Origin of the sequence: Paractinoplanes globisporus DSM 43857 (genome assembly GCF_000379645.1) — a bacterium.
GTDB lineage: Bacteria > Actinomycetota > Actinomycetes > Mycobacteriales > Micromonosporaceae > Actinoplanes > Actinoplanes globisporus.
Map to the genome: position 1 here is coordinate 548,620 of NZ_KB903295.1, position 24,621 is coordinate 573,240.

The 24,621-nt window shown below is 71.3% G+C and carries 22 protein-coding genes and 2 pseudogenes; 13 read left to right on the plus strand and 11 right to left on the minus strand.

The window, feature by feature from the left end:
• Window positions 1–212: 212 nt before the first annotated feature.
• Together A3CQ_RS57205 and A3CQ_RS0109300 are read right to left on the minus strand one after the other, a co-directional pair.
• Window positions 213–1,334, minus strand: a complete 1,122-nt coding sequence (locus A3CQ_RS57205) for a restriction endonuclease subunit S (protein WP_020510656.1) — start codon at window positions 1,332–1,334, stop codon at window positions 213–215.
• Window positions 1,327–2,685, minus strand: coding sequence for a type I restriction-modification system subunit M (locus A3CQ_RS0109300; RefSeq protein ID WP_245577130.1), 1,359 nt, complete (start codon window positions 2,683–2,685; stop codon window positions 1,327–1,329). Before A3CQ_RS0109300 ends, A3CQ_RS57205 begins: the two co-directional genes overlap by 8 nt.
• 142 nt (window positions 2,686–2,827) lie before the next feature.
• Here A3CQ_RS0109300 and A3CQ_RS0109305 point away from each other — a divergent pair, with 142 nt between their 5' ends.
• Window positions 2,828–3,310, plus strand: a complete 483-nt coding sequence (locus A3CQ_RS0109305; protein ID WP_020510658.1) for a flavodoxin family protein — start codon at window positions 2,828–2,830, stop codon at window positions 3,308–3,310.
• Window positions 3,311–3,356: 46 nt separating this feature from the next.
• Here the strand turns inward: A3CQ_RS0109305 and A3CQ_RS0109310 are convergent, their stop codons facing one another.
• The 4 genes from A3CQ_RS0109310 to A3CQ_RS0109325 all read right to left on the minus strand — a co-directional run bounded on the left by A3CQ_RS0109310 (window position 3,357) and on the right by A3CQ_RS0109325 (window position 8,562).
• Window positions 3,357–4,754 carry a glycoside hydrolase family 6 protein gene (locus tag A3CQ_RS0109310; RefSeq protein WP_051115190.1) on the minus strand — a complete coding sequence of 466 codons (1,398 nt, stop codon included), beginning with the start codon at window positions 4,752–4,754 and terminating at the stop codon, window positions 3,357–3,359.
• A gap of 70 nt (window positions 4,755–4,824) precedes the next feature.
• Entirely contained in the window at window positions 4,825–7,224 is a 2,400-nt protein-coding gene (locus A3CQ_RS52130; protein ID WP_157295548.1) for an Eco57I restriction-modification methylase domain-containing protein, read from the minus strand.
• A gap of 66 nt (window positions 7,225–7,290) precedes the next feature.
• Entirely contained in the window at window positions 7,291–7,542 is a 252-nt protein-coding gene (locus A3CQ_RS0109320) for a hypothetical protein (RefSeq protein ID WP_026205488.1), read from the minus strand.
• Window positions 7,543–7,608: 66 nt separating this feature from the next.
• On the minus strand, window positions 7,609–8,562 hold the full coding sequence (locus A3CQ_RS0109325) for an Acg family FMN-binding oxidoreductase (protein WP_020510662.1): 954 nt from the start codon (window positions 8,560–8,562) through the stop codon (window positions 7,609–7,611).
• A gap of 168 nt (window positions 8,563–8,730) precedes the next feature.
• On the opposite strand from A3CQ_RS0109325, the gene A3CQ_RS0109330 reads away from it, so the two are divergent.
• The 8 genes from A3CQ_RS0109330 to A3CQ_RS0109365 all read left to right on the plus strand — a co-directional run bounded on the left by A3CQ_RS0109330 (window position 8,731) and on the right by A3CQ_RS0109365 (window position 16,484).
• The gene (locus A3CQ_RS0109330) at window positions 8,731–10,023 is read left to right on the plus strand and encodes an enolase C-terminal domain-like protein (protein WP_020510663.1); all 1,293 of its coding nucleotides are present in this window, start codon (window positions 8,731–8,733) and stop codon (window positions 10,021–10,023) included.
• Between the two features lie 92 nt (window positions 10,024–10,115).
• A complete protein-coding gene (locus A3CQ_RS0109335) occupies window positions 10,116–11,150 on the plus strand; it encodes a sugar ABC transporter substrate-binding protein (RefSeq protein WP_020510664.1) in 1,035 nt (344 codons plus the stop codon).
• Complete coding sequence (locus A3CQ_RS52135; protein WP_020510665.1) at window positions 11,147–12,658, plus strand: sugar ABC transporter ATP-binding protein; 1,512 nt, start codon at window positions 11,147–11,149, stop codon at window positions 12,656–12,658. Before A3CQ_RS0109335 ends, A3CQ_RS52135 begins: the two co-directional genes overlap by 4 nt.
• A complete protein-coding gene (locus tag A3CQ_RS0109345; RefSeq protein ID WP_020510666.1) occupies window positions 12,655–13,665 on the plus strand; it encodes an ABC transporter permease in 1,011 nt (336 codons plus the stop codon). Before A3CQ_RS52135 ends, A3CQ_RS0109345 begins: the two co-directional genes overlap by 4 nt.
• Before the next feature lies 1 nt (window position 13,666).
• The gene (locus A3CQ_RS0109350; protein WP_020510667.1) at window positions 13,667–13,978 is read left to right on the plus strand and encodes an L-rhamnose mutarotase; all 312 of its coding nucleotides are present in this window, start codon (window positions 13,667–13,669) and stop codon (window positions 13,976–13,978) included.
• Window positions 13,975–14,952, plus strand: coding sequence for an aldo/keto reductase (locus tag A3CQ_RS52140; protein ID WP_020510668.1), 978 nt, complete (start codon window positions 13,975–13,977; stop codon window positions 14,950–14,952). Before A3CQ_RS0109350 ends, A3CQ_RS52140 begins: the two co-directional genes overlap by 4 nt.
• Window positions 14,949–15,788, plus strand: coding sequence for an amidohydrolase family protein (locus tag A3CQ_RS0109360; protein ID WP_026205489.1), 840 nt, complete (start codon window positions 14,949–14,951; stop codon window positions 15,786–15,788). The genes A3CQ_RS52140 and A3CQ_RS0109360 overlap by 4 nt, the downstream gene beginning before the upstream one ends.
• 9 nt (window positions 15,789–15,797) lie before the next feature.
• Entirely contained in the window at window positions 15,798–16,484 is a 687-nt protein-coding gene (locus tag A3CQ_RS0109365; protein ID WP_020510670.1) for a FadR/GntR family transcriptional regulator, read from the plus strand.
• Window positions 16,485–16,694: 210 nt separating this feature from the next.
• Here A3CQ_RS0109365 and A3CQ_RS0109370 read toward each other — a convergent pair whose 3' ends face one another.
• Both A3CQ_RS0109370 and A3CQ_RS0109375 read right to left on the minus strand, forming a co-directional pair.
• Window positions 16,695–17,207, minus strand: coding sequence for a MarR family winged helix-turn-helix transcriptional regulator (locus A3CQ_RS0109370; RefSeq protein ID WP_157295551.1), 513 nt, complete (start codon window positions 17,205–17,207; stop codon window positions 16,695–16,697).
• Window positions 17,208–17,217: 10 nt separating this feature from the next.
• Window positions 17,218–17,913, minus strand: coding sequence for a DUF4142 domain-containing protein (locus A3CQ_RS0109375; RefSeq protein ID WP_020510672.1), 696 nt, complete (start codon window positions 17,911–17,913; stop codon window positions 17,218–17,220).
• 109 nt (window positions 17,914–18,022) lie between these two features.
• On the opposite strand from A3CQ_RS0109375, the gene A3CQ_RS0109380 reads away from it, so the two are divergent.
• Window positions 18,023–18,277, plus strand: coding sequence for a DUF6582 domain-containing protein (locus tag A3CQ_RS0109380; RefSeq protein ID WP_020510673.1), 255 nt, complete (start codon window positions 18,023–18,025; stop codon window positions 18,275–18,277).
• A 106-nt stretch (window positions 18,278–18,383) separates the two neighbouring features.
• Here A3CQ_RS0109380 and A3CQ_RS62625 read toward each other — a convergent pair.
• Together A3CQ_RS62625 and A3CQ_RS0109385 are read right to left on the minus strand one after the other, a co-directional pair.
• Window positions 18,384–18,695 (minus strand): annotated as a pseudogene (locus tag A3CQ_RS62625) (integrase core domain-containing protein); the annotation flags it as partial.
• Between the two features lie 79 nt (window positions 18,696–18,774).
• Window positions 18,775–19,371 (minus strand): hypothetical protein, encoded by a 597-nt coding sequence (locus A3CQ_RS0109385; protein ID WP_157295555.1) that lies wholly within the window; start codon window positions 19,369–19,371, stop codon window positions 18,775–18,777.
• Between the two features lie 121 nt (window positions 19,372–19,492).
• Here A3CQ_RS0109385 and A3CQ_RS0109390 point away from each other — a divergent pair, with 121 nt between their 5' ends.
• The 3 genes and pseudogenes from A3CQ_RS0109390 to A3CQ_RS52145 all read left to right on the plus strand — a co-directional run.
• The gene (locus A3CQ_RS0109390) at window positions 19,493–22,309 is read left to right on the plus strand and encodes an FAD-binding and (Fe-S)-binding domain-containing protein (protein WP_020510675.1); all 2,817 of its coding nucleotides are present in this window, start codon (window positions 19,493–19,495) and stop codon (window positions 22,307–22,309) included.
• A 9-nt stretch (window positions 22,310–22,318) separates the two neighbouring features.
• Window positions 22,319–22,975, plus strand: coding sequence for a response regulator transcription factor (locus tag A3CQ_RS0109395; protein WP_020510676.1), 657 nt, complete (start codon window positions 22,319–22,321; stop codon window positions 22,973–22,975).
• Window positions 22,976–23,015: 40 nt separating this feature from the next.
• Window positions 23,016–24,383, plus strand: a pseudogene (locus A3CQ_RS52145) (sensor histidine kinase); the annotation flags it as partial.
• 39 nt (window positions 24,384–24,422) lie between these two features.
• Here the strand turns inward: A3CQ_RS52145 and A3CQ_RS64010 are convergent.
• Window positions 24,423–24,611 (minus strand): hypothetical protein, encoded by a 189-nt coding sequence (locus tag A3CQ_RS64010; protein ID WP_369076487.1) that lies wholly within the window; start codon window positions 24,609–24,611, stop codon window positions 24,423–24,425.
• Window positions 24,612–24,621 lie beyond the last annotated feature (10 nt).

Here is a 24,621-nt window from a genome sequence, read left to right on the forward strand (position 1 = left end):
CAGCCCTTGTGTTCGTAACACCCCGTGTTTCCCCGTTCCCCGTTGTCACGCAACCAACAGGCGAGGGTCGTGATACGCCGACCCTCGCGTTGGAGCATGCAGGTTAACTAACCAATGAACGCGAGACAATCTCGGGCTTGCTTTTGGGTGTCGCGGCGTCCGATGGCCGGGTGTTTGCCCGCATTCGCCGTGCGACTCGGCGATCGTCCGCTTCAGAACCGGACCCGGAGGCTTCCCTCGATCAGGCGGGGCAGCAGGTAGTCGCGGAGGCCGGTCAGCGCATCATTCTCGGCGGCGAGCTGATCACGCAGGGTGAACAGCGGGCGGACACGGTCGGTGAAGGCGGCGATCGCTCCGGCGGCCGGCAGGCGCACCGGGAGGGCGAGGGCATGCGACCGGTTGAGACCGGGGACGGCGGAGTCCTGGTTCATCCCGCTCAAACCCAGGGCCAGGAGCAGGTGGTACGCGTACGGGAGGCTGATGTTGTGATCTTTGATGCGCACGAAGTAGGTGGTGTCGATCGGGAAGAACGCCGGTGACGACCAGTGGACGGAGCCGACCGTTCCCTTCCGGCCGACGATCACGCCGGGCCCCTCGACCAGCGGCTCGTCGTGGCGCCCGGAGATGCCGCCGCTGCCGAAGACCGGCACCACGCCCGGCCGGCGCCCCATCGCGGGAAGGGCCTTTCCGTAGGCCAGATCGAGAACGTCGGCAAGGGCGCACGATCGCTCGGGCACGGCCTGCACGCGGTCGAACTCGGCCGCGGCGAGGTCGCCGGCGATCCGCGACGCCCGGTCGTTGACGGCGATCTTCGCGTCCAGGGCGGAGAGCACGTCGGCGATCGCCACCTGCGCGGCCAGCGGCGGGATCACGATCGGCAGGGCGGCGAGGATGCCGAGGTTGATGTGCGGCACGCCGGTGGTGATGGCGCTGCCGCGGATCGCCTCGACCATTCGCGGCGATCGGAACTGGTAGTAGACGAACCGGGGATCGGCCTTGGCCGGGTCGACGCGCAACCGCATCTGGCTCTGCGAGATCACGTACGTGCCGAAGCCGGGCGGCACGATGCCGACCTGACCGAGCGTGCCGCGCTGGGTGAAGACGACGTCGCCGGGGCGGGCGTGGTTGCCCGCGAGCCGGGCGGCCTTGTCCGCGCTGACGAACACGAACGCCGACGAGTCGAAAAGGCCCGCCGATCCGAGGTTGACGCCGCGAATCACCGGCACCCCCGCGGCGACGTAGTCCTTGCCGCCCAGCAGGGATCCGAACGGGCCGCCGGCCAGACCCTTCGGCGCGGCGACGTCCCGCAGCGTGCCGGTCGGCCAGTCAGCCATCGAGCCGTCTCAGCTGGTCGCGCACGGCCGCCTCGAGCCGGGCCGACTCGTCGAACTGGGCGTACAGCTCCCCGGTCAGCCGCGCGATCCGATCGGCGACCGGCTCGGCGTCCTTCTCACCGGCGGCGGCGCCCACATATCGGCCCGGGGTGAGCACGTAGTCCTGGGCCGCGACCTCCGCGGTGGTGGCCGAGTAACAGAAGCCCGGGACGTCGGCGTACCCCGTGCGCCGCCAGGCGTGAAAGGTGTCCGCGACCCGCGCGACGTCGGCCGCGGTGAGAAGCCGCTCGGTCCGGTCGGTCATCGTGCCGAGGCCGCGCGCGTCCACGAAGAGAATCCGGCCGCGCCGATCGCCCTTGTCCCTCGCCAGGAACCACACGCAGGCCGGGATCGCGGTGGTGCGGAACAGATTTCCCGGCAGCGCCACCATGCAGGCGACGAGATCGTCCCGCACGAGCGCCTCCCGGATCGCGCCCTCCCCCGACTGCCGGGACGACATCGACCCGTTCGACAGCACGACTCCCGCGGTCCCGCCGTCGCCGAGTTTCGCCACGATGTGCTGGAGCCAGGCGAAGTTCGCGTTGCTCAGCGGCGGCAGACCGTACTTCCAGCGCGGGTCGCCCGGATCCCGCTGCCAGCCCGCCTGGTTGAACGGGGGGTTGGCCAGGATGAAATCGGCCCGTACGCCCGGGTGCAGGTCCCGCGCGAAGGTATCGGCCCAGGCGATCCCGCCCGGATCCATCCCGTGGATGGCCAGGTTCATCCGCGCCAGCCGCCAGGTGCGCTCGTTGCTCTCCTGCCCGCGGACGGCGATGTCCCGATGCCGCCCCACAAACTTGGCCGCCTGCACGAACATCCCGCCCGACCCGCAGCAGGGGTCGTAGACCGTCCCCCGGAACGGTTCGAGCATCTCGACGAGCAGCCGCACGACGGCGGCCGGGGTGTAGAACTCGCCCGCCCGCTTGCCCTCGGCCCGGGCGAATCGCTCGAGCAGATACTCGTACGCCTCGCCCAGCACGTCCCCGTCCGAGAAGGTGGCATCCCCGATCAGCAGGACAAGCTCCCGCAGCCGCTGCCGATCGACCCGTCCGAACACCGTCGGCAGCACTCCGGCCAGCGCCGGATTGTCCCGGGCGATCGCCTCCAGGGCGGCGTCGAGCCGCTCGGCGTCCGCGTCCGCGAGCTCCGCCCACCGCACGCCCAGCACGCCGCGATCCGAGACGTACTTGAGGAAGACCAGCCCGAGGATGAATTCCTTGTACTCCCCGGCATCCACCGACCCCCGGAGCTTCTCGGCCGCCCGCCAGAGAATGTCCTGTATCTCCCGTGTGGTCGAAGGCCCGCCAGTCACCCGCTCAGGCTCCCACAACGAGGCCCGCGCACCCAGGCACGACGCGCTTGGTCCCGTGGCCGCAGGTCCTTCGGCCCTGACCGGCCCGCCGCGGCGGCGGGAGCCTGGAGGCACGGACAAGCCGGGAAAGGTTCGTGACACCATGAAAGCCCTGATCGTGTACGAGTCGATGTTCGGCAACACGGCGGAGATCGCCCGAGCGGTCGCCGACGGATTGGCCGGGACGTACGAGGTGACGCTCGCGGATGCGGCCTCGGATCCGTCCCCGGACGGTGTCGACCTGCTGGTGGTCGGCGGTCCGACGCACGCGTTCGGCATGAGCCGGCCGTCCAGCCGGGCGGAGGCGGCCAAGCAGGGATCGGCGCACACGGGCGGCGGACTTCGCGAATACCTCGACGCGTCGCCGGCGCTGCGGGGCGTCGCGGCGGCGACCTTCGACACGCGGATCGATACGCGGTACCCGACCGGGTCGGCCGCGCGAAAGGCACAGCGCCGCCTGCGCAAGCTCGGCTGCCGCTTGGTGGCGCCGGCCGAGAGCTTCCGCGTCACCGGCACGGAGGGGCCGCTGCTCGACGGCGAGACCGACCGCGCCCGGAAGTGGGCGACAACTCTCGGGGCCGCATAGTTTCGGCGAGGCCCGGCCTCGACTGTGCGAGACCGGGCCCGGGCCGTCAGCGGGACGTGCAGGTGATGGTGGGCGTGCTGGCCGTGCCGTTGGCGAGGAAGCCGAACTGGGCCGTGGCGTTCGGCGCGAGCGAGCCGTTCCACGACGCGTTGCGGACGGTCACCGTCGGCGAGCCGGAGACGAGCTCGCCGCCCCACAGCTGGGTGATCGACTGGCCCGAGGGGAGCGGCCACGTGACCGTCCAGCCGGCGATCGCGCTGCTGCCGGCCTTGACCGTGACCAGGCCCTGGAAACCGCCCTGCCACGAGCTCGCGGTCTGGTAGGTCGCCGAACAGCCACCGACCGGGACCGTCGTCGGCGGGGTGGTCGGCGGTGTCGTGGGCGAGGTGGTCGGTGGCGTCGTCGGTGGCGTCGTCGGAGTGGTGGTCGGTGGCGTGGTCGGGGTTGTGGTGGGTGGCGTGGTCGGCGGGTTCGGGGCCGAGCTGGCCAGGCTGTAGGCCAGGTCGGGCTGGAACGATCCCGCCGTGTACTTGCAGCCGTCGGCCTCGCCGGGCGGCTTCACCCACAGGTAGGCGTCGACGTTGGCGTCGCCGGTGGCCGTGGTGGGATAGGCGCCGATCCGGCGGTCGGTGTTGTCGTCGCCGCACCAGTCACCCGATGCGCCCCCGTTGCGGCTCGTGTCGATGACCTGGTGTTTGCCGTTGACGCCCCGGCCGGACAACGCCGACAGGATGCTGCGGCCGTACGACGCCTCGGAATTGGTGGGGTTGAAGTTGGAGACGTTGGTGTAGAAGCCGTCGGCGTCGGCCACCCCGGCCGCGACGAGACGGCCGGCCTGGTCGCTCGCGCTGTTCCAGGTGGAATGGCCCGCGTCGAGGTAGACCTTGGCGTTCGCGTTGCCGGCCTTGAGGGTCTGGGTGGCCGTGTGCAGGGCCTGGTCGCGAGCGGAGATGTCGCTCGCGCTCAGGCACGTCTGCAAGGCGATCGAGTCCGGCTCGAGCATGATCAGAACAGTCCGGCCGCCGAGGCCACGCGCGATGTTGCCGATCCACGTCTGGTACTGCGAGAGGTCGGGCGCACCGCCGGCCGAGGCGCCGCCGCAGTCGCGGTTGGGAATGCCGTAGACGGTGAGCTGAGGAATCTGCCCGGCGGCGTTGGCGCCGTTCACGTAGCTGGAGACGTCGGCCTGGACGGTCGAGAGGTTGAAGTTGGACAGCCATCGCGACGCCGGCTGGCTGGCGATCTTGTCGCGGATGACGGCGGTGCGCGAGTCGTTCGGGTTCGCGGCGACCCAACGGGCCACGGCCGTGTTGGGGTCGCGGTAGAGGTTTCCGCTGATCGTTCCGGCGCTGGCGGTGCCGCCGGCCGCGATCCAGACGCCGGCCACGGTGGCGAGGCCGGCCACGGCGGGGGTCAGCCGCCGTACCAAGGGGGATGGGGACACGGGCTTCCTTCCGGAGAGGGGGAGAGACGTCCGTCAATGGGAGCGCTCCCAACGTAACCCTCCGGAAATGTCAGGGCAACAGGTGTTCCACGTCGTGGCGGGCCAGGTTCAGCTCCAGCAGCCGGTCGAGGACCTCGCGCCGCGCCTCGGGCCCGATCGTGTACCGGTTCCCATGGAACCCGTGACCAAGATCCAGATCGTTCCATCCGTACGCCCGGCAGGCGGCCTCGTCGATTTCCCGGTGCACCCGGCGCAGCCCGGCGACGTCCCCGTCCTGGCACGCAGGGTCGGCGACCCGGTTGTAGGTCGCGGTGAGCCCCCAGCCCCGGCCCAGCATCAGCTCGCGCCGCGAACGGTCGAGGCGCTCCCCCAGTTCGCGCAGCCGCACGGTCGGCGCCGGGAGCGGAAACGTCTCGAACGTGTCGGAGGGCGTGTAGCGCAGGGTGGTGCCGAGCGTCGACGCGCGCCCGGCCGCCCACCAGTAGTGCGGGGAGCTGGAGAGCAGCGCGAGCATCGCGGGGTCGTCGGTGGCGAACACGCCGAGCATGTGCGAGAAGACCTGACCGGTCGGGACCATCGCGGGCATGACCGCCTTGCCGACCAAGCTGATCGCGACCACCCGGTCGAGCCCGCCGATCGCGCGGCGCAGGGCGGGCGCGAGCTTCTCGTACTGCCACCATTTCTCGCGGGTGGCCCGCTTCGCGTCGGGCAGGGCGTCGCGGGCCGGCTTGACCAGGCGCTCGATCCGGGCGAGGCAGCGCGGATAGCCGGCCGCCCGGGCCAGCGGCCAGTCCCGGAAGTCGATGATCCACCGGCTCGCGGTCAGGTCGGGGCGGTTGTTGAGGTCCTGCCCGCTCAGATACTCCGAGACCACCTCGGCCGCGCGTGGCTCGTCGGCGATCAGGTCCGCTCTTTCCCGCGGCGACAGGACGAACCCGATCCCGTTGACGAAGTTCCCGATGAAGGCGATGCCCGCGCTCCCCCGCAGTCGTCGCGGAGTGCCGGAGACGCGCGAAGCGGGCTCGAGCGACGAGGTGATCGCCCGCGCCGGTCCGGCGTGCGGGACGCGGCTGGTCCACACGACGCAGTAGTCGAGGGCGGCCGAGCGGGAGGGCCAGCGACGGCTCTTGACCGCCCGGGTGATGGTGACCCCGCCGGCGACCAACTGGTCGAGACCGACCTCGCGGGTGTCGCCCTGGGCGAGCGTGTTCGTGCCGATCAGGCCGGTCTGCCCGGCCGGCCCGAGGAGAGCGTGGGCCCGGAGCAGGAAGTACGCGATGAGGTCGGCGTTCCCCTTAACCCCGTGGCCGACGACCGTCACCAGGTACTCGCGGTAGGCCTTGCCGAGGGCACCGCTGATCCGCTTGCCGCCCAGGAACGGCGGGTTGCCGATCACCGCGTCGAACCCGCCGCGCGCGAAGACCTCGGGGAACGTCAGCGGCCAGTGCAGGGGACGCCGCTCGAAGCCGCCCGGCGGCCGGCCGGTGGCCAGCCAGCGCGCCGCGGACTCCCGGGCGACGTCCGCTCCCCCGGCCTCGACGCGCCGGAGCGTCGCGCGCTTGACGCCGGCCAGGGCGGCCCCGGTGATCAGATCCGCACGGAAACGGTCGGGAACGCTCGTGCCGGCCACACCCAGCAACGAGTCACCGGCGACGAGCCGATGGTCGAGGAACGCGAACGACCGATCGGAATCTCCCGCGATCAGCCACAGCGACAGCCGCGCCATCTCGACGGCCATCGGGTTGAGGTCCACGCCGTAGAGGCAACGCTCGACGACCCGCCGCCGGCACTCGTCCGGCGGCCACTCACTCACGTCGTGCAGGCGATCGCTCAGATAGCGCGCCGCGGCGACCAGAAACGCTCCCGACCCCATGGCGATGTCGGCGACCCTCAGCTCGAGGAGCTCGGCGGCCGGCCGGAGCCGCCACCGCGTGACGTCGGAGGTCTGCACCGGGCCGGGGTGGTGCACGAGCGGGGCCAGCGCGCCCTCGACGATCTCCTCGGCCAGCTCGCGCGGCGTGTAGTGCGTGCCGGTCGCGCGCCGCAGCGCCGACTCGGTCACGAGCAGAGAGCCGGGCGCCGGCCGATGCGCCTCGAAGGAGAGCAGGCTTTCGTACGCGTACCCGATCTCCTCGACGTCCAAGCCGTCCCCGGCCGCCCGCAGCAGGCCCACGACGGTCTCGTCATCCACCTCGGCCGGCAGCCAGGACAGGCCGTCGTCGCCGAAGAGCGACCCGCCGTGCTCGCGGTGCACGGCGTGAAAGAGGGCCATCAGCTGCGACCAGGTGGACACCTCGTCCAGCCGCCGCGGCGCCGCGAGACGCAGGAACACCACGCGCATCAGCACGACGACCGCGCCCCGGTACGCCTCGGCGGCCTCGACCTCGCCGCGCCCGAACGCCCCGACCAGCAGCTCGGCCGCCCGGCGCACCCGCACGCCGGGCGTGGCCTCCCCGGGGCGCCGGCGCACGCTAGCGCCGTCCGGGACCGAACGGACCGGGATCGCGCACGCGGTCAGTCTACGAGCGAACCCCCCTCATCGGGCCCGGCGCCGGGCGCCGGAGGCGAGGCGATCGGCCTCGGCGTCGGCCTCGCCGACCGGAACGCCGTCCGAGTCCCGGTGCACGGGGCCGAGGTCCACCTCGGCGCCCGATGCCGCGGCGTCGGCGGCGGCGTCCGAGGCGCCCACCGTCGGGCCGGCGTCCTCGTCGAGCTCCCACCTCCTGGCGTGGCGGCCCCGGACCAACATGCCGATCGGCAGTCCCTGTGGTGACGATAAAGCGGTCATGGTGAAGCTCCCCCCGTGATGTGAACCCCACGGGCTTACCCTCTCCGCCCCGCATCAATCCCCAGGTCAGGGACTTGCGAGAACCTCCGTGACGGGACGCCGGGGCGTGTGGCCGGCGAGGCTGCCGTAGCCGAGCCGGAGCACCATCTGGACGGCGAGGCCCGCGGACGGGTCGAGCAGCAGGCGGCGGACGGCGGGGACCTCGACCGGCTGGCCGATCGGGGTGGTGGCCAGGCCGCGCCAGGTGGCGGTGAGCAGCACCCGCTGCAGGGCCTGGCCGGCGCGCACCCAGTCGGCGCGGGCGTCGCCCGCCGTGGCCAGAACCAGGATCGTCGGGTACGGCTCGAAGGCCGCGCGCCGCCGGGGCGCGTCGGAGAGCTCGGCGAAGTCGCGGATCGGCACCGTCTCGAGCGCGTCCCACGGACCGGCCGCCCAGACCGGGACGCCGTCGTGGCGGGTGTCGCCGGTCCAGCGGCCCAGCTCGGCGCGGTAGCCGGGCCGGGCACGCAGCATCCGGTCGGCGTCGCCGGCGAGGCGGAGGATCGCCTCGCGTCCGGCCGGGGTGGCCACCGCGAGCGTGGCGCCCTCGGCGCGGGCCGCGTCCCGGAGCAAGTCAAGATCTTCCTCGGGTACGGCCAGGTGGGCGAAGGGCAGCCGGTTGGTGTGCCGGTGCGGTACCGCCTCGGCCAGCGCGGCGATCTCGTCGCTCGCCGCGGCCGGGTGGGTGACCGTCACCCGCGCGACCACGCCGGGCTCGGGGAACAGCTGAAGATCGGACCGGTACCCGGCGGCGCGGATCGCGAGTCGCAGCGTGAACAGGGCGGCACCGACGCTGATAAGTTGCTCGCGGCCATCGGGGTCGAGCACCGGCAACCGGCGGGCCGGATCGGCGTACACGTCGATCCTTCTCGCCCGGATGCGGAACCGCCACGGCTGGCTGTTGTGCAGGGACGGCGCGGCCGTCGCGCTGCGTACGCAGTCCACGAGCACGCGCCGTGACGGCGGGATGACGACGTCCATGACATTCACCTCCACCACCACTGTCGCGCCGGCCGACCGGGCGGGGCAGAGGCTTTGGTCCTCTTCCCTCCCGGCCGCCCGGCTGGTAGACATCCGATGTATGAACCTGTTCGTGTGCCGAAGCGCCACTCCGAAGCTGCTGGACGAAGCAATCATCGGATCACCGGCATGAGTAGGGCGCGGATCACGGCGGTCGAGACGCACGACATCCGATTCCCGACCTCGCTGCAGCTCGACGGGTCGGACGCGATGAACCCCGATCCGGACTATTCGGCCGCCTACCTCGTGCTGCGCACCGACGAGCCGGGCGGGCCCAGCGGGCACGGGTTCGCGTTCACGATCGGTCGCGGGAACGACGTGCAGACCGCGGCGATCACGGCGCTCACCCCGTACCTGATCGGGAAGCCGGTCGACACCGACCTCGGCGATCTCTGGCGGGAGCTCGTGCACGACTCGCAGTTGCGCTGGCTCGGGCCCGAGAAGGGCGTCATGCACATGGCCATCGGCGCCGTGATCAACGCCTTCTGGGACCTCGCGGCGAAGCGGGCCGGGCTGCCGCTGTGGCAGTTGCTCGCCCGCATGTCAGCCGAGGAGATCGTCCACCTCGTCGACTTCCGCTATCTCACGGACGCGCTGACCCCATCGGAAGCGCTCACGATATTGCGCGAACGCACACGAGGGAAACCCGCGCGCGAGGCCGAGATCCTCGCGACCGGCTACCCCGCGTACACCACGTCGCCCGGGTGGCTCGGTTACGACGACGACAAGCTGCGGCGGCTCTGCAAGGAGGCGGTCCAGCAGGGCTTCCGGCAGATCAAGCTGAAGGTCGGCGCCGATCTCGACGACGACCGGCGGCGGCTGCGCATCGCCCGGGAGACCTGCGGGCCCGACATCAGGATCGCGGTCGACGCCAACCAGCGCTGGGACGTGCCGATCGCGATCGACTGGATCCGGGCGCTGGCGCCGTACGACCCGTGGTGGATCGAGGAACCGACCAGCCCGGACGACATCCTCGGCCACGCCGCCATCGCCCGCGCGATCGCTCCGATCAAGGTCGCGACGGGCGAGCACGTGCAGAACCGGATCGTCTTCAAGCAGATGCTCCAGGCCGGGAGCCTCGACTACCTGCAGCTGGACGCGGCCCGGGTCGCCGGGGTCAACGAGAACATCGCGATCCTGCTGCTCGCCGCGAAGTTCGGGGTACCGGTCTGCCCGCACGCCGGCGGCGTCGGCCTGTGCGAGCTGGTGCAACACCTGTCCATGTTCGACTATGTCGCCGTCTCCGGCTCGATGGACGACCGCATCATCGAGTACGTCGACCACCTCCACGAGCACTTCGTGAATCCGGTGGTCGTCCGCGACGGCCGTTACCAGGCGCCCACGGCTCCGGGCTTCAGCTCGGAGATGCGGGCCGAGAGCCTCGCAATACATCGGATGGATAGTGCGAGAACTCGGGCCTAAGCCTTGATTTTGTCCGGTCCGGACTGGTAAACATCCGATCTATTGCCAGCATGTTACCGATCAGCCTCTGTTCACGTGAATCGAGGACCACGATGAGGTACAAATTCCGATCGGCGCTCGCCGCCGTCCTGATCCTTTCGACCGCCGCCGCGTGCGGTGACAGCTCGACCGGCAGCGCCGCCGGCGGGAACAGCAAGCCCCCGATCGGCGTCGACCTTCCCCGGGCCGACTCCGACTTCTGGAACTCCTACGCGAAGTACGTTCCCCAGTTCGCCGGGGAGCTCGGCATCAACATGATGCCGCCGACCAACTCGCAGAACGACGTCGCGAAGCTGGTCGCCAACACCCAGGCCCTGGTCAGCCAGGGCGCCAAGGCCATCGTGATGGCGCCGCAGGACACCGGCGCGATCGCCTCCACACTCACCACCCTCGAGTCCAAGAAGATCCCGGTGGTCACCGTGGACACCCGCCCCGACAAGGGCAAGGTGTTCATGGTGGTGCGCGCCGACAACCGCGCCTACGGCCAGAAGGCCTGCGAGTTCCTCGGCGACAAGCTCGGCGGCAAGGGCAAGGTCATCGAGTTCCAGGGCTCGCTGTCGTCGATCAACGGCCGGGACCGCTCGGAGGCGTTCGCCGACTGCATGAAGTCGAAGTTCCCGGGCATCACCGTCTTCGCCGAGCCGACCGAGTGGGAGGGCGCCAAGGCGGCGGCCGCCCTGCAGACCCGGCTCGCCCAGCACCCCGACATCAAGGGCATCTACATGCAGGCCGGCGGCGTCTTCCTGGCGCCGACGCTGCAGGTGCTCAAGTCGAAGGGCCTGCTGGTGCCGCCGACCGACCCGAAGCACATCTTCGCGGTCTCCAACGACGGCATCCCGCAGGAGTACGAGTCGATCCGCAAGGGCGAGATCGACGCGACCGTCTCCCAGCCCGCCGACCTGTACGCCAAGTACGCGCTCTTCTACGCGAAGGCCGCGCTCGACGGCAAGACGTTCCAGCCGGGCCCGACCGATCACGACTCCACGATCGTGGACGTCGGCAACGGCAACCTCGAGGACCAGCTCGCCGCTCCCCTGGTCACCAAGGACAACGTGGACGACAAAACCCTGTGGGGCAACCAGATATGACGGCGGTGACCGCGGAGAACATCACCAAGCGGTACGGCGCGACCACCGCCCTCGATCACGCGGGCATCGCGCTGACCACCGGTGAGACTCACGCGCTCGTGGGACGCAACGGCGCCGGCAAGTCGACGCTCGTGTCCATCCTGACCGGCCTGCAACGGGCCGACACCGGGGTGGTCACGTTCGACGGCGAGCCGGCGCCACCCCTCGCCGACCGGGACGGCTGGCGGCAGCGGGTGGCCTGCGTCTACCAGAAGTCGACGATCATCCCGACGCTCACGGTCGGCGAGAACCTGTTCCTCAACCGCCAGCAGAGCCGCCGCGGCCTCATCGACTGGCGGGGCCTGCGGCGGCGGGCCGGCGAGCTGCTGGACCGGTACGGCGTGGCGATCGACCCGGCCACCGTCGCCGGGGACCTCACGGTCGAGCAGGGTCAGCTGGTCGAGATCGCTCGTGCTCTCTCGTTCGGCGCACGATTCATCATTCTCGACGAGCCGACCGCGCGGCTCGACGCCGCGGCGATCGAGCGGCTCTTCGAGCGGATGCGCGACCTCCGGGCCTCCGGGGTCACGTTCCTGTTCATCTCGCATCACCTCCAGGAGGTGTACGAGGTCTGCCAGCGCGTGACCGTGTTCCGCGACGCGCGGCACGTGCTGACCGCGCCGGTGGACGAGCTGCCGCACGACGACCTCGTGCGCGCGATGACCGGTGACGCGCCGGTCGTCGCCTCGGCCGCGCGCGGCCACGCGAACGACGGGCCGGTCGTTCTCGACGTGCGGGGGCTGACCCTGGCCGATCGGTACGAGGACGTCAGCCTCGAGGTGCGGGCCGGCGAGATGGTCGGCCTGATCGGATCGGGTTCGAGCGGGAAGAACGCGCTCGCTCAGACGATCGCCGGTCTGCTGCGGGCCGACGGCGGAACGGTGACCATCGCCGGGACGACCCCCCGGCCGGGCAGCGTGCCGGGGGCGCTCGACGCCGGGCTCGGCTACCTGCCGCAGGACCGGCACAGGGAGGGCCTGGTCCCGCTGCTGTCGGTCGGCGAGAACGCCACCATGACCATCACCAAGCGGCTCGGCCCGATCGGGATCGCGCTGCCGGCCCGCCGCCGGGAAGCCGCCACCACCATGATCGACGAGTACGACATCCGCACCAGCGGCCCCGATCAGCCGGTCAGCGGGCTCTCGGGCGGGAACGCGCAGAAGGTGGTGCTGGCCCGCGCGCTGGCCAGCGACCCGAAGGCGCTGGTGCTGGTCAGCCCGACCGCCGGGGTCGACGTGCGGTCCAAGCAGTCGTTGCTGGCCGCGGTCGCGAAGGCCGCCGCGGCCGGGACCGGAGTGCTTATCGTGTCGGATGAGCTCGACGATGTGCGAGATTGCGATCGGGTGCTCGTCATGTTCCACGGCCGGATCGTTCAGGCGGCGCCGAAAGGCTGGGACGACGCCTCCTTGATCGGTGCGGTCGAAGGCGTACGGGCTGAGTCTTCTCATGAGGAGGGTTTGAAAGAGTGACCGGAACGCCCACCGTGGCCACCGCCCCCGCGAAGCCGCGCCCGCGGCTGCGGCTCGCCCGCTTCCGAGACCTGGCGCTCGTGCCCGCCATCGTGGTCCTGCTGGTGGTCGGCGCGATCATCGATCCGGTCTTCCTCTCCAAGGCCAACCTGGTGAACGTGCTGCAGCAGCAGACCGAGCTGTCGCTGCTCGTGCTGGCCGAGGCGATCATCCTGATCGCCGGCAAGTTCGACCTGTCGCTCGAGTCGACGATCGGCCTGGCGCCGGCGCTCGCGCTCGGCCTGGTCATCCCGAGCGCCAGCCACGGGCTCGGCACCGAGTGGCCGACCGCGCTCGCCATCCCGCTGTGCCTGCTGACCGGCGCGGTGATCGGCGCCTTCAACGGCCTGCTGATCCTGCGGTTCCGGCTGTCCGCGTTCATCGTCACGCTCGGCATGCTGATCGTCCTGCGTGGACTGCAGATCGGCCTGACCGGCGGGCAGAACCTCTTCGACATCCCGCCCTCGGTGCTCTACCTGGGCAACGCGACCTGGCTCGGGCTGCCGGCGTCGATCTGGATCTGCGCGATCCTGTTCGCGGCCGGGATCCTGGCGCTGAGCTTCCTGCGGGCCGGGCGGGCGGTCTACGCGATCGGCGGGAACGTGGACGCGGCCCGCGCGGCCGGTATCCGTACCGATCGGGTCGTCTGGATCGTGCTGATCATCGGTGGCCTGCTCGCCGCGCTGGCCGGACTGCTGATGACCGGGCGGCTCGGATCGGTCGCGGCCGCCCAGGGGCAGGGCATGATCTTCACGGTCTTCGCGGCCGCGGTCATCGGCGGGGTCAGCCTCGACGGCGGCAAGGGCACGCTGTTCGGCGCCCTCTGCGGCGTGCTGGTGCTCGGCCTGATCAACAACATCCTCACGCTGGGCGGCGTCTCGGCCCAGTGGATCCAGGCCATCTACGGCGCGATCATCCTGGCCGCGCTGATCCTGGCCCGGCTGACCTCGGGCAAGGCGCAGGACTGAGATGGACCGCATCGCGCTGCACACCCGGCTGAGGCCGGGCATGGAGGAGACGTACGAGGAAGTGCACGCGCAGATCCCCGGCGAGCTGGACGGGGCGCTGCGCGAGGCGGGCGTGCGGTCGTGGGAGATCTGGCGGGACGGGCTCGACCTGTTCCACGTGGTCGAGGTGCTCGATTACGGCCGGATGCGAGCGTTCCTGCGCGACCACCCGGCGAACGTGCCCTGGCAGAAGAGGATGGCCGAGCTGCTCGAGGTCGAGGACGACTACTCCGGCAAGGACACCGGCCTGCGGCTCGTGTGGGAGCTGCCGTGATCGGGCGGCTCGGGCTGGGATGCGCACAGCTCGGCAACCTCTACACGGCGATCGACGACGAGACGGCCTCGGCGACGGTCGCGGCCGCGTGGGACGCCGGGGTCCGGTACTTCGACACCGCGCCGCACTACGGGCTCGGGCTTTCCGAGCGACGGCTGGGTGCGGCACTGCGCGGGCGGCCCCGGGACTCGTACGCGGTCAGCACCAAGGTCGGGCGGCTGCTCGTGCCGTCGCCGTCGACGGCGGGGGAACGGGACCCGGACGGGTTCGTCGTGCCCGCGTCGGAGCGGCGGGTGTGGGACTTCAGCGCCGACGGAGTCATGCGATCGCTGACGGCCAGCCTCGATCGGCTGGGGCTCCACCGGATCGATCTCGTGCTGATCCACGACCCGGAGGATCACGCGCGGCCCGCTCTGGAGGAGGCGTACCCGGCGCTGCACGCGCTGCGGGCCGAGGGCGTCGTGCGAGCGATCGGGGTCGGATCGACCCGGACGGAGATTCTCGATCGGTTCGTCGCGGAGACCGACATCGACGTGGTGCTTCTCGCCGGGCGCTACACGCTGCTGGAGCAGCCGGCGCTCGACTCGCTGCTGCCGGCGTGCGTGAAGCGCGGGGTGTCGGTGTTCAACGCCGGGGTGTTCAACAGCGGCCTGCTCGCCGTGGACGATCCGCATGCGGGACTGCCCTACGACTACGAGGACGCGCCGGACTCGATCGTCACGCGGGCGAAGGCGATCGCGAAAGTCTGCGCCGGGCACGGGGTTTCGCTGCCGAGGGCGGCGCTGGCCTTCGCGGCGGGTCACCCGGCCGTCCGGTCGCTCGTGATCGGGTCGCAGACCGCGGAGCAGGCCCGGCGCAACTTCACTCTGGCCGCCGCGCCGCCCCCGCCGGCCGAGATGTGGTCGGAACTGATCGCCGACGGACTCCTTCGCTCCGACGCCCCGATTCCCGCCGATCCACCGGATGCATCATGATCATTGACGCTCATCATCACCTGTGGCGGATGGGTCAGGGGTACTCCTGGCTCGACGAACCCGGCCTCGAGCCGATCCGGCGGACCTTCTCCCCCGCCGAGCTCCGGGCCGCCCTGGCCGCGAGCGGCGTGGACCGGACGGTTCTGGTCGAGGGCGGTCGCTGCGACGTCGACGAGGCGCGACTACTCTTCGGCTATGCCGTCGACATTCCCGAAATATCGGGTGTGGTGGCCTGGGCCGATCCCTGCTCTCCCGATCTCGGAGACATCCTGAGCGGGTACCGGAAGCTGCCGGGCGGTGAGCGGCTCGTCGGGATCCGCGAGCAGATTCAGGGCATCGGCGACCCCGGCTATCTCGACCGGGACGAGCTGCGGCGGGGGCTGAAGACCATCGCCGGCGCCGGGCTCGCCTTCGACCTGGTCATCCGGGCCGATCAGCTCGCGGGCGCGGCGGGACTGGCCCGGGAGCTGCCGGACGTGCGGTTCGTGCTCGACCATCTGGGCAAGCCGCCGATCCGGGACGGCCGGTTCGACGCGTGGGCGGCCGGAATCGCGGAGCTGGCCGCCTGCCCGAACGTGACCGCCAAGCTGTCGGGACTGGTGACCGAGGCGTCCTGGGATTCGTGGACCGTGGACGACCTGCGGCCGTACGTCGAGGAGGCGCTGCGGCTGTTCGGGGCGGATCGCCTCATGTTCGGGTCGGACTGGCCCGTCAGCACACTCGCGACGACGTACGGGAAATGGGTCTCGACGTTGATCTTGATCTTGCCCGCGGACGCGCGGGAACAGGTCCTGGGAGCAACCGCGGCCCGGACCTACGATCTGAGCCTGGACTAGGGAGAACGCGTGGCTGTCACCGACGAGGCGATCGAGAAGATCAAGGCGATGATCGTCGCGGGCGACCTGCGCCCGGGCGACCGGCTCCCCCGCGAGGCCGACCTGGCCGAGCGCCTCGGCCTCTCCCGCAACTCCTTGCGCGAGGCCGTCAAGGCGCTGTCGCTCATTCGCGTGCTCGACGTGCGGCAGGGCGACGGCACCTACGTGACCAGCCTGGCCCCGCAGCTGCTGCTCGACGCCCTCAACTTCATCGTCGACTTCCACCGCGACGACACCGTGCTGGAGTTCTTCGAGGTGCGGCGCATCCTCGAGCCGGCCGCCACCGCCCTGGCCGCCCAGCGCATGAGCGACGACGACGTGCAGGCCCTGCGCAAGGTTCTGGCCGACCTCAGCGACGACGCGAGCATCGACGAACTGGTCGCGAACGATCTCGACTTCCACCACCGGATCGCCGCCGGCGCCGGGAACGCGCTGCTCTGCTCCCTGATCGACAGTCTGTCCGGCCCGACCACCCGGGCCCGCATCTGGCGGGGCCTCACCCAGGCCGGCGCCGTCGAGAAGACCCGGGAGCAGCACGCCGCGATCCTCGAGGCGATCGCCGGCCGCCAGCCCGAGCTGGCCCGCTCCTGGGCGACCGTCCACGTGGCCGGTGTCGAGGACTGGCTGAGGGTCGCCCTGCAGGGCCCGGTTGGTTGATCAGCTGCGGCTGTTCGGCGGAAGGCTCGTGACCAGGGGCGTGCTTAGTGTTCCCCTGCGTTCACCGCTTCTTTCCTTCGTCTTTCGGAGCTGTCATGGGTTTGCTCGATCGGTTACGCGCTCGCTGGGGGCGGGACCGGATTCCGACCGAGCTGTTCGTGCCGGCGCCGGCGTTCCCGGCCTACCAGCCGGGGCCGCTCATTCCGGACTTCATTCCGGAGACTCGTGCAGATGTGCACCTTCCCAGCGGCGCTGCCACTCCGCGTCGGAGAGCTCACCGGCCGCCTCGGCCAGGGCGCTGAGGGTCGCGGCGAACGCCAGCGGGCGGGTCAGCGACAGGTCGGCGACCAGCGCCGCGATCTGATCGCGGCGGCGGCCCATCACGGTGCCGACCAGGTCGCGGCCGGGCTCGGTGAGGGTCACCCAGGCGGCGCGGCGGTCGGACGAGCGGGACACCCGGGCGACCAGGCCCTTGCCGACCAGCCGGTTGCACATGCGGGTCGCGGTCGACGAGGTCACCGACAGCTCCTGGGCCAGGTCGACGATGCGCTGCGGGCCGCGCGAGACCAGCACGACCAGGGTGCGGAACTGCGGCAGCGTCACCTCGTCGTCGAGCTCGGCGATCGACCGCGCGGCCACGCCGACGAAGACCCGGCTGACCGCCAGCAGCGCGCCGACGACCTCGTTCTCCGAGGCGGAAAGAACCGGCGGATCGAACGTCACGCCCATGAGGCTATCGGCGGGACCGCATGATGCGGACGCTGGCCAGGGCCCCGATCCCGAGCAGGCCGATCAGCAGCATCCCGAGCACGAGCGGGCTGAACGGCGGTTTCACCCCCGCGTTCGCCTCGGCCATGCCCAGCGTCGACAGGTCCTGGGCCGGTGGCATCGCCGCCGGGGGGAGCCGCTCGTACTGGACCAGCCCGGTGCTCTCGAGCATCTGCATGTGGTTCATGACGAACTGGTTGGCCTGGTCGGCCAGCTTGCGCACGATCGGGTTGCGGGTGGCCGCCCGCACCGCGCCGATGATCGGGAAGATCTTGCCGTGCGCGCCGCGCAGCAGGGTGACGAACAGCAGGTCGAACCGCGGGCCGGTGGCCGCCTGCAGCTGGTTGAGGAAGCCCTGCTGCTGCGCGGTCGGCGTCTGCGGCAGGCTCGTGCCCAGCGCGTTCGCCGCGTCCGTGACCAGCTGGTCGAGCTTGACGTGCTGATCGGCGATGGCCTGGCCGACCTGGCGCACCTTGGCGCTGCTGCCCTTCTGCGCGGCCATCTGCCCGGCCGGCATTTCCCACAACCCCGCCTGGCGTACGCCGTTGAGCAGGGCCATGTCGTTGGCGTTGAGCTGAACACCCGGGTCCGCCTGCGCCGGCACCGGGAACAGGGCGAGGACCGCGAGCACGGCCCCGCCGGCGAGCAACGTACGGATCATCGATGACCTCCCCTTCGGCTTCAGGTACGAACCGCCGGAGGGAAAGGTTCACTAGTGCACGTAGTTTTGAGACGGGCATGATCGACGCGCGGGTGGGTAACCCACGAGCATGACCAACGAACTGGACGCCGACGACCGCAACTCGCTTCCGGAGAGCAGCTTCGCCTTCCCGCGCGAGCGCAAGGAGCCGCTCACCGACGCGAGCCACGTGCGCAATGCGATCGCCCGCTTCGACCAGGTGCGCGACGTGAGCGATGCCGAGCGCGAGGAAGCCTTCCGCCGCATCAAGCGCGCCGCCGAGCGCCACGGCGTGAACATGACCGAGACCCGCTGGCAGGACCTGGGCAAACCGTCGGCGAACTAGGGCGCGTTTCATAGGTGTGGCCAGGGGTCGTCCGCCTACCCGAACCCGGTGCTGGCTGACGAGATCTACAAATAGCGGCTCGCCGTCGAGTGCGGGATCAACCGCCTCAAACGCCACCGCGGCGTCGCCAGCCGCGCCAAGCTCGCCGGCTGGCGGGTGGTCCGCCGATCGTGGCGTGGTGGCGGTGGTGATTGTAGGTGTGCAGGGGGCCGGGCAGGGCCCTGCGTCGGGCTTTTCGCTGGTGTAGGGCTTGGCGTAGGCCCATTCCTCGGTCAGGGTGCGGTGGAAGCGCTCGACTTTGCCGTTGGTCTGCGGCCGGTAGGGCCGGTTTCTTCACCGCGACGCCGACCTCGGCGCAGGTGTCGGCCCAGGGCCGGGACTTGTGACAGGAGCCGTTGTCGCTGAGAACTCGGGCGATGCGGGCCGGGCCGAGTCGTTTGCTGGCACGGAGATGCAATGGGCGGTGCGCTCTCGGCCGCGTTCGGTCAGCAAGGCCGTTACTCGTCGGCTGCGAACTCGACGTCGTTGACGGCTACGTCGATGAGGCCGTCGCCGTCGGGGCTGTGCAGCTGGTAACCCTCCGGCTCGTACGTGCCGAACCTGATTTTGGTTCTTGCCACTATCAGCTCGGCGCCGGCGAAATCGCCGGTCAGGACACGGACCTTCACGCCGGGCTGGAAACCGGAGGCGCCGTCGAGTGTGGGCGGGATCGGGTCGCGCCAGTGTGGGACCGCGCGGCGGGACTCGACCAGGAGCTCCATCGGGTGGTGGTACTCGTCGGCCTCCGTGCGGACCTCGAAGCCGGCCGCGCGCAGAATCACCATGATCGCGTCGTTGACGGCCTGGGTGACGGTGTCCCGGAAGCGGATCGCGGGATGGAGCTCGTCGCCGCGGAAGGCACCCCGGCGGAGGACCGCCCGGCTCGCGGCCTCCAGCGGAGCGCCTGGTCGCCAGGTCAGCCAGACTCCCTCGTCACGGACGTGGAGGCGCACACCGCCGGGGTCGGGGGCGTCGCTGTGGGCAGCGCCCAGCACCGGCAGGCCGACCGCGGTCAGCTCGTCCCGGATCAGGCCGGCGAGGTCGTTCACTGCCACGGACTCACCGTAGGCCTACCGCCGCGGGCCGGTCGCGGGCCGACGGCGAAACTGTCCCACCCCCTGGGTAACGTCCGGGGAGCCGTCGGGCGACGGTCGCGGTGCTGGAAGGGTCGGGCAGATGAGTGAGTCGAGTGAGCTGGTGCGCCGACTGCGGCGGGCGGGGATCGCCGACGTGCTGGATGACGCGACCAACCGCTCGATGTACGCGTCCGACGCCTCTCTCTACCGTGTCGTCCCGCAGGCCGTCGTCCGTCCGCGGTCCGACGACGAGGTGGCCGCGACCCTTGCCGTGAGCCGCGACCTGCGCGTGCCGATCACCGCCCGGGGCGCCGGCACCTCGGTGGCCGGCAACGCGATCGGCCCGGGCGTGGTGCTCGATTTCAGCCGGCACCTGAACCGCGTGCTCGACGTCGACCCGGGCTCGCGGACGGCGCGGGTGCAGGCCGGCACCGTGCAGGCCGTCCTGCAGGCCGCCGCCCGGCCGCACGGGCTGCGCTTCGGCCCCGACCCGTCGACGCACACCCGCTGCACGATCGGCGGCATGATCGGTAACAACTCGTGCGGCTCGCGCACCCTCGGCTACGGCCGCACCTCCGACAACGTGGCCGGCCTGAGCGCGCTCACCATCGACGGCGAGCGACTGGTCACGCGGGAAAAGTCCAGCGAGGGCGCTGACAAGATCACCGGCGCCCTGAGAGAGGTCATCGGGGCCAACCTGGCCGTCGGCCGCACCGAGTTCGGGCGGTTCGGCCGCCAGGTCTCCGGCTACGCGGTCGAGCACCTGCTCCCCGAGCACGGCTTCAACCTCACCGAGTTCCTGGTGGGCAGCGAGGGCACGCTCGCCGTCGTCACCGAGGCGACCGTGCGCCTCGTCGCCGACCCGAAACACCGGATTCTCGTGGTGCTGGGCTATCCGGACTTCGGTGCCGCCGGCGACGCCGTCCCCGGGATCCTCGAGTTCAAGCCGACCGCCTGCGAGGGCATCGACTCGCGCATCTGCGACGTCGTGCGCAGCCGCCGCGGGCCCGGCGCGGTGCCACCGCTGCCCGGTGGCCAGGCCTGGCTCATGGTCGAGATCGCCGGCGACGACCTCGGCGAGGCGCGCGAGCAGGCCCGGCGTCTGGCCGAGGAGTCGGGCGCGCTCGACACCCTGATCGTGGAAGACACGGCGAAGGCGGCACCCCTGTGGCGGATCCGGGAGGACGGCGCCGGTCTGGCGGGCCGGGCGCCCTCTGGGCTTCCCGCCCACGCCGGCTGGGAGGACGCGGCCGTGCCGCCGGCCAAAATCGGCGCCTATTTGCGCGACTTCGACTCACTCTGCGTGCAGCACGGCCTGAGCAATATGCCGTACGGCCACCTGGGCGACGGTTGTGTTCACGTGCGACTCGACTTCCCCCTCGACAAGCCGGGCGGCCCGGGAAAGTTCCGCGCCTTCCTCGAGGACGCAGCCGACCTGGTCGTGAGCTACGGCGGCTCGCTGTCCGGGGAGCACGGCGACGGGCGCGCCCGCAGCGAGCTGCTCACCCGGATGTACTCGCCGGCCGCCATCGGGCTGTTCCAGCAGATCAAGCACGCCTTCGACCCGGGCAACCTGCTCAACCCCGGCAACCTCGTCGAGCCCGATCCGGTCGACGCGAACATCCGCGTTGCCCAGGCCCGCCCGGTGCGCACCCGGCTGGCGCTGGCCTATCACGCCGATCACGGCGACTTCAACCAGGCCGTGCACCGCTGCACCGGCGTCGGCAAGTGCCGGGCCGACACCACGGTGCTCGGCGGCGTGATGTGCCCGTCGTACCTCGCCACGAAGGACGAGAAGGACTCGACCCGGGGCCGAGCACGCGTGCTCCAGGAGATGCTCGACGGCGACCTTGCTCCCGGGTGGCGCTCAGCCGCCGTACACGATGCGCTGGATCTTTGTTTGTCCTGCAAGGGATGCGCGAGCGACTGCCCGACCGGGATCGACATGGCGGCCTACAAGTCCGAGGTGCTGCACCAGAGCTACCGGAAACGCCTCCGGCCGCGGTCGCATTACTCGCTCGGGTGGCTGCCGCGCTGGTCGCGCCTCGCGTCGAAGATGCCCCGGCTGGCCAATCGGCTGACCACTTTGCCCGGTCTGCGGAGAATGGCGCTCTTCGCCGCCGGGGTGGATGCTCGCCGGAAGATTCCTTCGTTCGCCGGCCAGACCTTCCGCCAGTGGTTCGCGGGCCAGCCGGCGAAAAGCGGCAAACCGGTCCTGCTGTTCGTCGACAGCTTCACCGACCACTTCGACCCCGAGATCGCCAAGGCGGCCGTCGAGCTGCTCACCGACGCCGGCTACGCGCCTCGGGTCACGTCGAAAGAGGCCTGTTGCGGCCTGACCTGGATCTCCACCGGGCAGCTCGACGCGGCCAAGCGCATCCTCGGCAAAACCGTCGGCCAGCTCAGCGAGGCGGCCGAGAGCGGGGTGCCGATCGTCGGGCTCGAGCCGTCCTGCACCGGCGTTCTCCGCGGTGACCTGCCCGAACTGGTCGACGGCGAGGCCGCCCGGAAGGTCAGCGCCGCGACCGTCACCGTGGCCGAGCTTCTCGCCCGTACGGAGGATTGGACGCCGCCCTCGCTCGACGGCCTGAAGGTGATCGCCCAGCCGCACTGTCACCACCACGCGGTGATGGGATGGGAGGCGGACGCGAAACTGCTCGAGCGGGCCGGCGCCGAGCTCGTCCGGCTCGGCGGCTGCTGCGGGCTGGCCGGAAACTTCGGTGTCGAGCGCGGCCACTACGAGGTGTCGGTGCAGGTCGCCGAGCAGCAACTGCTCCCGGCCCTCAAGGACGCTCAGCCCGGGGACGTCTTCCTCGCCGACGGGTTCTCCTGCCGTACGCAATCGAGTGATCTCGCCGGAGTCCCCGGCACCCACCTGGTGCAACTCCTGGCCGGGGCGAGGTCCCGGATGAAGTAGATTTCGCCCGTGCGGATACTGCTCGTGGAGGATGATCACCGGGTCAGCGCGGTGATGATCTCGATGCTGCAGCGCCGCGGTTACGAGGTCGAGCACGCGGCCACCGCCACCGCGGCGCTCGAGGCCGCGCCCTGCGACCTCGTGCTGCTCGATCTCAACCTGCCCGACGGCGACGGTGTCGACGTGTGCCGCGCGCTGCGGGCCCGCAACGAGCAGATCGGCATCATCGCGGTCACCGCCCGCGGCGAGGAACGCGACAAGATCACCGGCCTCCGGGTGGGCGCCGACGACTACGTGGTGAAGCCGTTCTCGATGGCCGAGCTGCAGGCCCGCATCGAGGCACTGCTGCGCCGCAGCGTGCGGCAGGTCCCGGCGGTCCGCGAGATCGCCCAGATCGGGCCGCTGCGCATCGACCACGCCGCCCGCACCGTCCACCTCGACGACGCGCCGATCACGCTGACCCGCAAGGAGTTCGACGTGCTCGCCTCGCTGGCCCGGCAGCCCGGCGTGGCGCTGTCCCGCGAGCGCATCCTGCTCGACGTCTGGCAGACCACCTGGTCGGGCAAGCACACGCTCGAGGTGCACATCGCCTCGCTGCGCGCGAAGCTCGGCCGCCCCGACCTGGTGGAGACGGTCCGCGGCGTGGGATACCGTCTGCGCACCTGATCCGGCGGGCTTCCGTTTTCGCGGCTGACGGGGAGGTGGCGTGCGTAACCGGCTGGTCGGCACCTACGTGCTGCTGCTGTGCATGGTGCTGCTCGCCCTGGAGATCCCGTTCGCGGTCGCGCTGACCAACCGCGAGACCGAGCGCGTGGTCGCCGACCGGCTGGCCGATGCCACCCGCTTCGCGTCGCTGGCCGCACCGGCCCTGCGCAGCGGCGAGCTGGAGTCGCTCACCGACGAGCTGCGCCGCTACTCCGATCTCTACGGCATCGCCACCATGCTCGTCGACCAGGATCAGCGCGTGCTCAGCGTCTTCGGCGCGCCGGTCACCGACGCCGGGGTGACGATCCGCGGCGCGCTCGCCGGCCGGCAGGTCAGCACGCCATCGACGGTCTGGCCGTGGCAGTCGCAGCGGCTGATCGTCGCGGTGCCGGTCAGCGACGGCGGCGCGGTGCTCGGCATCGTGCTGACCGCCTCGCCGACCGGGCACAGCCGCGCCTCGATCGTGCTGACCTGGACCGCGCTGGGGCTCGGCGGCGTGCTGGCGGTCGCGATCTGCGTGGTCACCGCGTACTGGCTGGCCGGGTGGGTGTTGCGGCCGGTCACCCGGCTCGACGCGGCCGCGCACGAGATCACCGGCGGCGACAGCGCGGCGCGGGTCCAGCCCGGACTGGGCCCGCCGGAGCTGCGGCGGCTGTCGGCGAGTTTCAACGAGATGGCCGACGCGATGGCCGAGTCGCTCGCGCGGCAGCGATCGTTCGTGGCGCACGCCAGTCACCAGCTGCGCAACCCGCTGACGGTCCTGCGCCTGCGGATCGAGGACCTCGGCGGCCGGCTCGCGGACGACGCGGCCCGCGACGACCACTCGCTCGCGCTGGCCGAGACGGATCGGTTCGCCGACGTGCTGGACGGTCTGCTCGCGCTGGCCCGCGCCGAGCGGGGACGGCACGAGGTCTCGGTCGTCGATGCCGTGGCCGGCACGCTCGGGCGGGTCGAGGCATGGCGGCCGCTCATCGATCGGCGCGACATCAAGGTGGACGTCGTCGTCCCCGGTTCGCCGCTGCCCGCGCTGTTCGTGGCGACCGCTCTCGATCAGGCGCTGGACGCCCTGATCGACAACGCCCTCAAGTTCACGCCGGCCGGTGGCCGGGTCGAGGTCTCCGCGGCGGCTTCCGACGGTGGTGTTCTGATTTCCGTACGGGATTCCGGCCCCGGCATGACCGAGGAGCAATGTCGCCTGGCAACCGAGCGCTTCTGGCGCGCCCCGGACGCCCAGAACGTGGACGGCGCCGGCCTCGGCTTGTCGATCGTCACCGTGCTGATCGAGGCGTCCGGCGGCCGTTTCACGCTCGCACCGGCTCCGGAGGGTGGCCTGGAGGCGCAGATCTGGGCGCCATCGCCGCCGTCGCCAGGCCCAGGCTCGCCGCTGCCAGGCGCGGGATCGCAGCCGTCATCCAACCCGGACGCGCAGCCGCCGCCGGACGCGCAGCCGCCGCCGGGCGCGCAACCGCCGCCGGGCGCGCAACCGCCGCCGGGCGCGCAGCCGCCGCCGGGCGCGGGGCAGCCGGGCGCGGGCCAGCCGGGCGCGGGCCAGCCGGGCGCGGGCCAGCCGGGCGCGGGCCAGCCGGGCGCGGGCCAGCCGGGCGCGG